Here is an 11904-nt window from a genome sequence, read left to right as displayed (position 1 = left end):
CGGGTTCCGCCCGCAGCATGACCGTTTTGCAATGCTGCCCATTGCAACTGGCCCAGAAGAATGGAGCAACTAGCGATTGCTCCAAAAGCCACGTCCTGCGACATAGCGGGCATGTCACCTGCCCCCTCAATTTCCAAGGCCGCTTTCTGGATGGCCCTGTCGATCGCCTCGTTCCTGGCGATGTCGGTGGCCGGCCGCGCCACGACGGCCGAACTCAATGTCTTCCAGGTGCTGGAACTGCGCTCGGTGATCGGCTTCTTCATCCTCCTGCCGCTGGTGCTGACCAGCGGCGGCTTTGCGGCGATGCGCACGCAGCGCCCCCTCGCCCATGTCGCGCGCAACGTCATCCACTATACCGGGCAGGCTGCATGGCTCTACGCCTTGACCTTGATTCCGCTGGCGGTGCTGATTTCGATCGAATTCACGACACCGATCTGGACGGCGATTCTGGCGGTGACATTTCTCGGCGAAAGGCTGAGCCGTCCGAAACTCGCGGCTGTCGTTCTCGGGCTGATCGGCGTGGTGGTCATCGTGCGTCCGGGGGTAGGCTCCGTCGATCCGGGACATCTGGTCGTGCTGGGCGCCGCGGTCTGCTTCGGCATTTCGGTGGTCCTGGTCAAATCGCTGACGCGCACGGACAGCGTCGTGCGTATCATCTTCTGGATGCTGATCATCCAATCGGTGGTTGGCCTCGTTCCAGCCCTTTATGAATGGCGCAACCCACCGCTGGAGCTTTGGCCATGGATCGTGCTGATCGCCTTCACCGGCATGTCGTCGCATTTCTGCATGGCGCGCGCGCTCACCTATGCCGACGCGACCGTCATTTCGCCGATGGATTTTCTGCGCGTGCCGTTGTCGGCGCTCGTCGGCTGGCTGCTTTACCAGGAGCAGATCGACGCCTTCACCGCAGGCGGCGCGCTACTGATCCTGATGGGCAACCTGCTCAACCTGCAGCGCAAGCCGGTAAAGCCGGCTGAAGTGGCGGCATCGTAACGCCTGCCAATACACCTAGTCGCCTTCGTTCGGGATGTTGAGGACATGACCGCAGGCCTTGCAGTGCACCGCATCCGGTTCATGCCGCTGCAATCCGCATTGCGGGTAGGGAAAGAACACTTTCGCGGGTCGAAAAATCGCCTGCGCCAGTCTGACGAACAGCGATATGCCGATGATCATGGTGACGATCGCCGTCAGCTTGCCGGCTATGCCAGGCAGCACGATGTCGCCGAAACCGGTCGTCGTCACCGTCGCGACGGTGAAATAAAGCGCGTCGATGTAGTTCTCCAGCCCGGCTCCGTTGCGGAAAAAGAACGTGTAGACGAAGCCGGTGATGACGAAAAGAAACGTCAAGAGGTTGATGACCGCGTGGCTCGCCTCGCGCCACGGGCGCAAACCACGCATCTCGAAATGCCGCCAGATCGAACCGCTGCGCGACAGTGACCACAGCCGCAGGATGCGCAGAAAGCCGAGACTGGCGAGCGCCGTCGGCATCAGCAGCGTCAGAAGGATGAAGACATCCACCCAGAAGGTCGGCTGCTTCATCAGGCGCAGCATGTCGTTGGAAGCCAGCAGCCTGGCGATCAAATCGGCGGCAACGAGGGCCGCCACGGCATAGTCCAGCCACAGAAACGAGGCCGTTTGCTGGATGACCGGCGTGGCGATGAAGAAGGCGATGATGGCGAGATCAATGATGACAGCCGCCAGCTGGAACCGGAAAGCGGCCGGCGTGCGCCCATGATAGAGCTTGCGCAGCGTGTTGCGCAGCCGCGCCAGCCCGGAAAGGTCTCGCGATGCGCCCTTGTCCGCGATCTTCATGCCGATCGTGGTGATGTGGCCAGCCAATGCTGCCTGGCGCGCGGCCGCCTTGCAAAGGCGGCGATCACACCAGCTCCACTTCGACCACGCCGGGCACGGCGCGCATCGCCGAGGCGATCTGCGGCGAGACGCGGTAGCCGCCCTGCAAGGCAATCTCGACCTCGCCCTGCGCCTCGTCCTTGATGACGATGATGCTCACCTGGCTTTCGCCGCGCTGGGTGAGTTGGGACTGGATCATCGAGGCCGGCCCATCGTTCCTGACGAAAATGCGCAGTGCCTTTTGGATACGGCTAGCCTCGTCCTCCAGGGATTGCACGGAATTGATGCGCAAATTGACACCCTCGGGCCTGTCCTCCGCCGCGACGGTGATGACGACCGAGCGGCCGGCTTCCAGGAGGTCGCGATATTGCGCGAGCCCTTCCGAAAACAGCACGGCCTCGTACTGGCCGGAAGTGTCGGAAAAGGCCACCACGCCCATCTTGTTGCCGGTGCGGGTCTTGCGCTCCTGCTTGCTGGTCACCGTGCCGGCAAGCCGGCCGGCGGTGGCGCCACGCTTGACGGCGGCCGAAAACTCGGCCCAGTTCTGCACCCGCATCTTCTGCAAGGCAGCCTTGTATTCGTCGAGCGGATGGGCCGAAAGATAGAAGCCGACTACCTGGAATTCGCGGTGCAGGCGGTCGGCGGCGAGCCAAGGGTCCGTCGCCGGCAGGTTGAGCGCCTGCGACTGCGCGCCGAGCGAGGCGCCGAAAATATCGGCTTGGCCTGAAACGGCGTTCTGCTGGGCAAGCGAGGCCAGCCCCATCATCCGTTCGACGCCGGCCAGCATCGCTGCACGGTCGTGGCCGAAACAATCGAGCGCGCCGGCCATGATCAGGCTTTCGAAGACCCGCTTGCCGACGATCTTGGGATCGACCCGCTCGCAGAAGTCGGCAAGGTTCTTGAACGGCTTTTCGCCGCGCACGGCAACGATGTGTTCGACCGCCGCGTCGCCGACGCCCTTGAGCGCGGCCATCGAATAATAGATGCGGTTCTCGCCGACCTCGAAAGCACGGAAGCTGGTCATCACCGACGGCGCCAGAACCTCGATGCCCAGGCGCAGTGCATCCTGGCGGAAGTCGGCGAGCTTGTCGGTGTTGCCCATGTCGAGCGTCATCGACGCCGCCAGGAACTCGACCGGATAATGCGCCTTGAGATAGGCGGTCTGGTACGACACGACGGCGTAGGCGGCGGCGTGCGACTTGTTGAAACCATAGTCGGCGAACTTGGCCAGCAGGTCGAAAATGAAGTCGGCTTGCGGTTTTGCCACGCCGCGCTCGACCGCGCCGGTGACGAAGCGCTCGCGCTGCTTGTCCATCTCGGCGCGGATCTTCTTGCCCATGGCGCGGCGCAGAAGATCGGCTTCGCCGAGCGAATAGCCCGACAGCTCCTGCGCGATCTGCATGACCTGTTCCTGGTAGACGATGACGCCTTGCGTCTCCTTCACCAGATGATCGATCTTGGGGTGGATCGACGCCATCTCCTCCTCGCCATGCTTTCTGGCGTTGTAGGTCGGGATGTTCTCCATCGGGCCTGGGCGGTAGAGCGCGACCAGCGCGATGATGTCCTCGATGCAGTCGGGCCGCATGCCGATTAGCGCCTTGCGCATGCCCGCGCTTTCCACCTGGAACACGCCGACCACCTCGCCGCGCGACAGCATGGAGTAGGTGTCGGGATCGTCGAGCGGGATTGTCGCCAGGTCGATGTCGATGCCGCGGCGGCGGATCAGTTTCACCGCCGTCTCCAGCACCGTCAGCGTTTTCAGTCCGAGGAAGTCGAACTTCACCAGCCCGGCCTGCTCGACATATTTCATGTTGAACTGGGTGACCGGCATGTCCGAGCGCGGATCGCGGTACATCGGCACCAGCTCCGACAACGGCCTGTCGCCGATGACGATGCCGGCGGCGTGCGTCGAGGCGTGGCGATAGAGACCCTCGAGTTTCTGCGCCATGTCGAGCAGCGTCTGGACGATCGGCTCCTTCTCGGCCTCTTCGGCGAAGCGGGGTTCGTTGGCTATGGCATCGGCGAGTTTCACCGGATTGGCCGGGTTCTGCGGCACCATCTTGGACAGCTTGTCGACCTGGCCATAAGGCATCTGCAGCACACGGCCGACGTCGCGCAGCACCGCGCGGGCCTGCAGCGTACCGAAGGTGATGATCTGGCCGACCTGGTCGCGGCCGTATTTCTGCTGGACGTAGCGGATCACCTCCTCGCGGCGATCCTGGCAGAAGTCGATGTCGAAGTCGGGCATCGACACGCGATCCGGATTGAGGAAGCGTTCGAACAGCAGCGAGAAGCGCAACGGGTCGATGTCGGTGATGGTCGTCGAATAGGCGACAAGCGAGCCGGCGCCCGACCCACGGCCCGGCCCGACCGGAATGCCTTGCGCCTTCGCCCATTTGATGAAGTCGGCCACGATCAGGAAATAGCCCGGGAATTTCATCTTCTCGATGATGCCGAGCTCGAATTCGAGCCGCTCGCGATATTGCTCGACCGTGTAGCCAGGCGTCGGTCCGTGCAGGGCAAGCCGGGCGTCCAGCCCCTCGCGCGCCTGGCGGGCCAATTCCTCGGCCTCGGCCTTTTCGGCGGCGTCCTTGTCGGTGGTATCGCCGCCGGTGAAGCGCGGCAGGATCGGGCTGCGGGTTTTTGGATAATAGGAGCAGCGCAGCGCGATCTCGACCGTATTGTCTATCGCTTCCGGAAGGTCGGCGAACAGCTTTGCCATGTCGGCCTGGCTGCGCAGGAAATTGTCCGGCGACAGCCGGCGGCGGGTGTCGACGGCGACCACCGAGCCCTCGGCGATCGCAATGAGCGCATCGTGCGCCTCATAATCGTCGCGCGAGGAGAAAAAGGCCTCGTTGGTGGCGACAAGCGGAAGTTCGTGCGCGTAGGCGAGCTCGATCGTCGAGTGCTCGATGACCCGGTCATAGCCGGCAACCCGGTCCAGCTCGACATAAAGACGGTCGCCGAAGAGTGTTTTCAAGGTCAATAGCCGCGTCTCGGCCAGGTCGCGGCGATCCTCTTTCAAGGCATTGCCGATCGGGCCGCGCGGTCCGCCGCTGAGGCAGATAAGCCCGTCGGTCTGCCCGGCCAGGGTCTCGGTGGTCAGGTGCACAGCCTCACCGGGCGGTGTTTCCAGGTAGACGCCGCTGACAAGCCGGACCAGATTGGAATAGCCGGCTTCGGTCGCGGCGAGCAGGACAACCGGCCGCATCTCCGGACCCTGCCGCCGGCGGTCGCGCTGGCCGTCGCTGTTCTCGCCGGAGAAAGCGAGCGCTATCTGGCAGCCGATGATCGGCTGGATGCCGTCCTTCACCGCCTTCTGCGCAAATTCGAGCGCGCCGAACAGATTGTTGGTATCGGTGACGGCGATAGCCGGCGCTTCGTCCGTCACGGCGTGAGCGACGATCTTGCCGATCTGAAGCGCGCCTTCCAGCAGGGAATAGGCCGAATGCACGCGCAGATGGACGAACGGCCGCGCCGGCACCTCCGGCCGCGCGGCCGCAATCGCGGCTTCGCGCTTCAGGGGGTCGCGTGGAAGTCTCTCATCCGCCATGGTTTCTCGCGCTGCCTAAGGTTTTGAGTCGATGGAGATGTATTGTCCGGGACAGCGCGATACCAGTCCAGCACAAACGACCACCGGCCACAGGCTTCCTTTACCCTGCCCGACCCACGCAGAGATTGTTTCGAATTTCGCTCTGGCGAGTCATATGATGGTGGTTTCGAGAACCGGAGCGGAATGGACATTTGGGTCTATGAGCACCGAAAGCGCAGAAAACGCCTTCAGATGACCGCGAGAGTAGAATTTCCAAACAATCTCTCAGGCGAATTCCATGATCACCGCATCCACCGCCAGGCTGTCGCCCGGCTTGGCGTTGAGTTTCGACACGACGAGATCGCGCTCGGCGCGCAGCACGTTTTCCATCTTCATCGCCTCGACCACCGCCAAAGTCTCGCCGGTCTTGACCTCCTGGCCTTCGGCAACTGCGATCGACACGACAAGGCCGGGCATCGGGCAGAGCAGCAGTTTCGAAGTGTCCGGCGCCACTTTCTCCGGCATCAGTCTTTCGAGTTCGGCCGTGCGTGGCAGCATGGCGCGCGCCGTCACCGACATGCCCTTCCAGGCGACGCGATGGCCGTTGGCGACGGCTCGGATCTGGGCTGCGACTTTCTGTTTGCCAACCGTGCCGCGCCAGATCAGGTCGCCCGGCCGCCAATCGGATGAAACGGTCAGCGCCTTGCCGCCGTCGATCGACAGGTCGATTTCCATCGGGATCGAAATCATGCCTTCGAGGATGGATGCTTGGAGATACTCCTCGCCGATCTTCACCACCCAGTCGCGTTTGAGCGCCCCCGAATGCGGTGCCAGCCGCCCGCCCAGCCGGTCGAGCCGGTCGCGGCGCAACAACTCCACCGCGGTGACGATCGAGGCCAGCACCGCCTTTTCTTCGCTGTTCGGCACCACGGGTGCAAACCCGTCGGGATATTCCTCGGCGATGAAACCAGTCGATATCGCCCCTTCCCGCCAGCGCGGATGCTGCATCAGGGCGGCCAGGAACGGAATGTTGTGCTCGATGCCGTCGACCACGAAGCTGTCGAGCGCTTCCGACATGGCGTCGATCGCCGCGAGCCGCGTCGGCGCCCAGGTGCACAGCTTGGCGAGCATCGGATCGTAGAACATCGAAATCTCGGAGCCTTCGGTGACGCCGGTGTCGTTGCGGATGACGATGTCGCCGAACTGCCCCTCCTCCGGCGGCCGATAGCGTGTCAGTCGGCCGATCGAGGGCAGAAAGTTGCGGTAAGGATCCTCGGCGTAGAGCCGGCTTTCGATCGCCCAGCCATTCAGCTTGATGTCGCCTTGCCTCAAGGCGAGCTTCTCGCCAGCGGCGACGCGGATCATCTGCTCGACCAGGTCGATGCCGGTGACCAGTTCCGTCACCGGATGCTCGACCTGCAATCGAGTATTCATTTCAAGGAAATAGAAGTTCTTATCCTTGTCGACGATGAACTCGACGGTGCCGGCGCTCTGATAATCGACCGCCTTGGCCAATGCCACCGACTGCTCGCCCATCGCCTTCCTGGTTTTGGCGTCGAGAAACGGCGACGGCGCTTCCTCGGCGACCTTCTGGTTGCGGCGCTGGATCGAACATTCGCGCTCGCCGAGATAGAGCGCGTTGCCATGCGCGTCCGCCAGTACCTGGATCTCGATGTGGCGCGGATCGACGACGAATTTTTCGATGAACACGCGGTCGTCGCCGAATGAACTCTTGGCCTCCGAACGTGCCCGGTCGAAACCATCGCGCACTTCCGACTGATCCCAGGCGATGCGCATGCCCTTGCCGCCGCCGCCGGCCGAGGCCTTGATCATCACGGGATAGCCGATCTCGCCGGCGATCTTTTCGGCATGGTCGGCATTTTCGATGACGCCGAGCCAGCCGGGGACCGTTGAAACCTTGGCGGCGTTGGCGAACTTCTTCGATTCGATCTTGTCGCCCATCGCCTTGATGGCTTTGGGTTTCGGGCCGATGAAGACGATGCCTTCCGCTTCCAACGCTTCGCAGAAGGCAGCCCGTTCCGAGAGGAAGCCGTAGCCGGGATGCACGGCTTGAGCGCCCGTTTCCTTGCAGGCGGCGATGATCTTTTCAGGCACGAGATAGCTTTGCGCGGCGGGTGGCGGCCCGATATGCACCGCCTCGTCTGCCATCTCGACATGCACGGCGTCGCGATCGGCATCGGAATAGACGGCGACCGTGGCAATGCCCATCTTGCGCGCCGTCTTGATGACGCGGCAGGCAATCTCGCCACGGTTGGCGATCAGGATCTTCGTGAACATGCGCGCGACATTCCCCTCCGGACGAAGGTTCAGTTCTATGGATTATGTGGCCATCTCTCAAGTGCCGGGGTGGGCGACACGCAGGTCGCGCTCTCGAAGCCCTCCAGCGTTGCGTCGGGCGCGCTCAGAGATGTGCTGTCTGCGTCATGAAAGCCGACATTTCGTCTCATCTGACGGTTGATGAGCAGGCCAAAACCTGAAAGCTTGGGTGCAAAAATCGCCTTTGGAGGAAATGCCTGATGAAAACGCGCGCCGCAGTCGCTGTCGCCGCCGGAAAGCCGCTGGAGATCATGGAGGTCGACCTCGACGGTCCGCGCGAGGGCGAGGTGCTGGTCGAGATCAAGGCGACCGGCATTTGCCACACCGACGAGTTCACCCTGTCGGGCGCCGATCCCGAAGGCCTGTTTCCGGCCATCCTCGGCCATGAAGGCGCCGGCGTCGTCGTCGATGTCGGCAAAGGCGTCACCTCGGTCAAGAAGGGTGACCACGTCATCCCGCTCTATACGCCCGAATGCCGCCAGTGCCCGTCCTGCCTGTCGAGGAAGACGAACCTGTGCACGGCCATCCGCGCCACGCAGGGGCAAGGATTGATGCCGGACGGCTCATCGCGCTTCTCGATCGGCAAGGACAAGATCTTTCACTATATGGGCTGCTCGACTTTCTCCAATTTCACGGTCTTGCCCGAGATCGCGGTGGCAAAAGTCAATCCGGACGCTCCCTTCGACAAGATCTGCTACATCGGCTGCGGGGTGACGACAGGCATCGGTGCTGTGATCAACACCGCCAAGGTCGAGCAAGGCGCCACCGCGATAGTCTTCGGCCTCGGCGGCATCGGTTTGAATGTCATCCAGGGCCTGAAACTGGCCGGCGCCGACATGATCATCGGCGTCGACCTGAACAACGACAAGAAGGAGTGGGGCGAGCGCTTCGGCATGACGCATTTCGTCAATCCGAAGGAGATCGACGGCGACATCGTCCCTCACCTCGTCAACATGACCAAGCGCGGCGCCGACCAGATCGGTGGCGCCGACTACACATTCGACTGCACCGGCAACACCAAGGTGATGCGTCAGGCACTGGAAGCCTCGCACCGCGGCTGGGGCAAGTCGGTGGTCATCGGCGTCGCCGGCGCCGGCCAGGAGATCTCGACCCGGCCGTTCCAACTGGTCACCGGCCGCACCTGGATGGGCACCGCCTTCGGCGGCGCGCGCGGCCGCACCGACGTGCCAAAAATCGTCGACTGGTACATGGACGGCAAGATCCAGATCGACCCGATGATCACCCACACGCTGAAGCTGGAAGACATCAACAAGGGTTTTGACCTCATGCATGAGGGCAAGTCGATCCGCAGCGTCGTCGTTTACTGAGGAGAAGAAAGCCGCCGACCGAAGGGCCAGCGACTGAAGTTGCACGGGTTCAACAAGGGAGGAATAAAATGCCTGAAAAACTGCATCCGAAGATCGACAATGGCTTGCCCAAGGAAAGCGCTGCCTTTGCCGGCGGCACGCTGGTCTGCGCCTGCACCAGCAATCCGGTCAAGGTGAAGGTCAAGGGCCAGATCGCCCACAACCATGCCTGCGGCTGCACCAAATGCTGGAAGCCGGAGGGCGCGGTGTTCTCGGTGGTTGCCGTTGCCGGCACCGGCGATGTCACCGTCACCGAGAACGGCGACAAGCTGAAAGTGATCGATCCCTCGGCGCTCATCCAGCGCCATGCCTGCACCGGCTGCGGTGTCCACATGCATGGACCGGTCGAGCGCGACCATCCGTTCAAGGGCCTGTCCTTCATCCATCCCGAGCGTTTCCAGGAGGATGGCTGGTCGCCGCCGGGCTTCACCGCGTTTGTGTCTTCGATAATCGAATCCGGCGTCGACCCGAGCCGCATGGACGGCATTCGCGGCCAGTTGAAGTCGATCGGGCTCGAACCCTATGACTGCCTCAATCCCGGACTGATGGACTATATGGCAACCTGGACGGCCAAGAAGTCCGGCGCTCTGCCGGCCTGAACGCTATAAGATTTCAGGCAGGGGCCGGACACGCTTCCGGCCCCTGTTCATTTCGGAGAGACAATGCCAGCGCCCGCTATCTACGTCGACGCAGACGCCTGCCCGGTCAAGGCCGAGGTGGAGAAGGTCGCCGAACGCCTTGGGGTCGTGGTCACCTACGTCTCCAATGGCGGTTTGCGGCCCTCTCGGGATCCGATGATCCGCAACGTCGTGGTCTCCAAGGGGGCGGATGCCGCCGACGACTGGATCGTCGAAAATGCGCGCACCAACGACATCGTGGTGACGGCCGACATTCCGCTCGCCGCCCGCGCCGTAGCGCTCGGCGCGCATGTGCTGGGGCCCACCGGCCGCCCGTTCACGCCCGAAACCATCGGCATGGCGGTGGCGATGCGCGACCTCAAGCAGCATTTGCGCGAGACCGGTGAAAGCAAGGGCTACAATGCCAGTTTCGCGCCGCAGGACCGTTCGCGTTTCCTCGGCGAACTCGACCGTATCTTGCGGCGTGCGCTGAAATCCGCCACACCGGGCTAGCAACAAAGCGCCATCCAGGTGGAGACCGCCATGGCCGCCGAAACCCCGGTCGAGAAACCCATCCACCGTCACATGCTGTTCGCGGCGTCGGCGTGTTTCGGTGTCTTCGCGCTACTCGTGGCGTTGCTGCTCCATGCCCAGCTAGCCTATTCGATCGGCGCCAACGCATTCTTTGCCGCTTACGTCATTCTCGTCGTTTCCCAGATGCCAAAGTTCACCGGCAGGTATCTGAGCAAGAATGCGCGCGACACCGACCAGCCTGTACTGGTCATCTTCGCTGTAACGCTCGTCGTCGTCATTGTAGCCATTATCTCATTGTTCCTGTTGATCAATCAGAAGGACAGAGGCCACTCGATCGAGCTCGCTTTCGCGCTGCTGTCGATCCCATTGGGCTGGTTCACCATCCACGCCATGGCAGCGCTCCACTATGCCCATGTCTACTGGATGGACGGCGACGAGGTCGATGCCGGCACCAAGAAGAAGATTCCGGTCGGCGGTCTGCTGTTTCCAGGCGACAAGCGACCCGAAGGCTGGGACTTCCTCTACTTCTCAACGGTTATCGGCATGACGGCACAGACCGCCGACACCAACATCTCGACGACGCATATGCGCCGTGTCGTGCTTGTCCATTCGATCCTGTCGTTCTTCTTCAACACCGTTATCGTCGCAGCCGCCGTCAACCTCGCCGTCAGCCTGGGCGGCCCGTAATAAATCCGTGATCGGATGAAACATTGGTTTGGATCGCGACGTATCAGGAGGACAATGACACGCGCGCCAAGCCGCGAGGCCGGGAGACGAGACGAAGATGGAATCGGTTGCCAGAAGCCAATCCGCCACCGGGCCGGACGCCCCCGTGTCCAGCGAAAAGACACTGATCTATCGTCAGTCGCGCTGGACGCGGCTGACGCACTGGCTGTGGGCCATCTCCCTGTTTTTTATGCTGCTTTCCGGCCTGCAGATCTTCAATGCCCGCCCGCAGCTCTATATCGGCAAGCAGTCGGGCTTTGGCTACGACAACACCATCTTTGAAATCGGCGCAGAGAACACGAACGCCGGCCCGCGCGGCTACACCGAAATCTTCGGGCATCGCTTCGACACGACCGGCGTGCTCGGCTGGTCGGGTCCGGCAGGCAACGAGACGGCACGCGGCTTTCCATCCTGGGCGACCATTCCGTCCTACTATGATCTCGGCACCGCCCGCGTCATCCATTTCTTCTTTGCCTGGATACTGACCACGACCTTGATCGTCTGGCTGGTCGCCAGCATCGTCAACGGCCACATCCGCCGCGATCTCGCGCCGCGCCTCGATGATTTGAAACGCTTGCCGCAGGACATCATCGACCACGCGAAGCTCAAATTCCATCACACCCGCGAATACAACACCTTGCAGAAGATGGCCTATGGTGGCGTGCTGTTCGTGCTGTTGCCGCTGATGATCATCACCGGCCTGGCGATGTCGCCCAGTATGAATTCGGTGCTGCCGTTCCTCAACGACCTGCTCGGCGGCCGGCAGACGGCGCGCACCATCCATTTCACAGTCATGGTTCTGCTGGTCGCCTTCTTCGTCATCCATATCCTGATGATCCTGGCTGCCGGTCCGATCAACGAACTGCGCTCCATCATCACCGGCTGGTACCGCACCGACGCCCCCGCGCATGACGACAAGCCCACCGAGAGGAGTGCCTGA

General features: G+C 62.4%; 9 protein-coding genes. 6 read left to right on the top strand and 3 right to left on the bottom strand.

Going from position 1 to position 11904, the window contains the following annotated elements:
- Positions 1-111: 111 nt before the first annotated feature.
- Positions 112-993 carry a DMT family transporter gene (locus X741_RS148200; RefSeq protein WP_023778808.1) on the top strand — a complete coding sequence of 294 codons (882 nt, stop codon included), beginning with the start codon at positions 112-114 and terminating at the stop codon, positions 991-993.
- 15 nt (positions 994-1008) lie between these two features.
- Here X741_RS148200 and X741_RS148205 read toward each other — a convergent pair whose 3' ends face one another.
- The 3 genes from X741_RS148205 to X741_RS148215 form a co-directional block, all read right to left on the bottom strand.
- Positions 1009-1812 (bottom strand): potassium channel family protein, encoded by an 804-nt coding sequence (locus X741_RS148205; RefSeq protein ID WP_023778807.1) that lies wholly within the window; start codon positions 1810-1812, stop codon positions 1009-1011.
- A 64-nt stretch (positions 1813-1876) separates the two neighbouring features.
- Entirely contained in the window at positions 1877-5404 is a 3528-nt protein-coding gene (dnaE, locus tag X741_RS148210; protein ID WP_023778806.1) for a DNA polymerase III subunit alpha, read from the bottom strand.
- A 264-nt stretch (positions 5405-5668) separates the two neighbouring features.
- A complete protein-coding gene (locus tag X741_RS148215) occupies positions 5669-7681 on the bottom strand; it encodes an acetyl/propionyl/methylcrotonyl-CoA carboxylase subunit alpha (RefSeq protein WP_023778805.1) in 2013 nt (670 codons plus the stop codon).
- A 239-nt stretch (positions 7682-7920) separates the two neighbouring features.
- Here X741_RS148215 and X741_RS148220 point away from each other — a divergent pair, with 239 nt between their 5' ends.
- From X741_RS148220 to X741_RS148240, 5 genes are all read left to right on the top strand, one after another.
- Positions 7921-9048: an S-(hydroxymethyl)glutathione dehydrogenase/class III alcohol dehydrogenase gene (locus X741_RS148220; protein ID WP_023778804.1), complete on the top strand. Its 1128-nt coding sequence runs from the start codon at positions 7921-7923 to the stop codon at positions 9046-9048.
- A 68-nt stretch (positions 9049-9116) separates the two neighbouring features.
- Complete coding sequence (gene gfa, locus X741_RS148225; RefSeq protein WP_023763615.1) at positions 9117-9686, top strand: S-(hydroxymethyl)glutathione synthase; 570 nt, start codon at positions 9117-9119, stop codon at positions 9684-9686.
- A gap of 63 nt (positions 9687-9749) precedes the next feature.
- Positions 9750-10217 carry a YaiI/YqxD family protein gene (locus X741_RS148230; RefSeq protein WP_023763614.1) on the top strand — a complete coding sequence of 156 codons (468 nt, stop codon included), beginning with the start codon at positions 9750-9752 and terminating at the stop codon, positions 10215-10217.
- A gap of 30 nt (positions 10218-10247) precedes the next feature.
- On the top strand, positions 10248-10925 hold the full coding sequence (locus tag X741_RS148235; RefSeq protein WP_013895194.1) for a DUF1345 domain-containing protein: 678 nt from the start codon (positions 10248-10250) through the stop codon (positions 10923-10925).
- 97 nt (positions 10926-11022) lie between these two features.
- Entirely contained in the window at positions 11023-11904 is an 882-nt protein-coding gene (locus X741_RS148240) for a cytochrome b/b6 domain-containing protein (protein ID WP_023778803.1), read from the top strand.

It is taken from the genome of Mesorhizobium sp. LNHC221B00 (assembly GCF_000502935.1).
GTDB lineage: Bacteria > Pseudomonadota > Alphaproteobacteria > Rhizobiales > Rhizobiaceae > Mesorhizobium > Mesorhizobium opportunistum.
This window is presented reverse-complemented; position numbering and strand designations above follow the sequence as displayed.

Bases quoted from the DNA above. Each gene is read 5' to 3' on its own strand.
- X741_RS148200 (WP_023778808.1), top strand. From the start codon at position 112: ATGTCACCTGCCCCCTCAATTTCCAAGGCCGCTTTCTGGATGGCCCTG.
- X741_RS148205 (WP_023778807.1), bottom strand. From the start codon at position 1,812: ATGAAGATCGCGGACAAGGGCGCATCGCGAGACCTTTCCGGGCTGGCG.
- dnaE (WP_023778806.1), bottom strand. From the start codon at position 5,404: ATGGCGGATGAGAGACTTCCACGCGACCCCCTGAAGCGCGAAGCCGCG.
- X741_RS148215 (WP_023778805.1), bottom strand. From the start codon at position 7,681: ATGTTCACGAAGATCCTGATCGCCAACCGTGGCGAGATTGCCTGCCGC.
- X741_RS148220 (WP_023778804.1), top strand. From the start codon at position 7,921: ATGAAAACGCGCGCCGCAGTCGCTGTCGCCGCCGGAAAGCCGCTGGAG.
- gfa (WP_023763615.1), top strand. From the start codon at position 9,117: ATGCCTGAAAAACTGCATCCGAAGATCGACAATGGCTTGCCCAAGGAA.
- X741_RS148230 (WP_023763614.1), top strand. From the start codon at position 9,750: ATGCCAGCGCCCGCTATCTACGTCGACGCAGACGCCTGCCCGGTCAAG.
- X741_RS148235 (WP_013895194.1), top strand. From the start codon at position 10,248: ATGGCCGCCGAAACCCCGGTCGAGAAACCCATCCACCGTCACATGCTG.
- X741_RS148240 (WP_023778803.1), top strand. From the start codon at position 11,023: ATGGAATCGGTTGCCAGAAGCCAATCCGCCACCGGGCCGGACGCCCCC.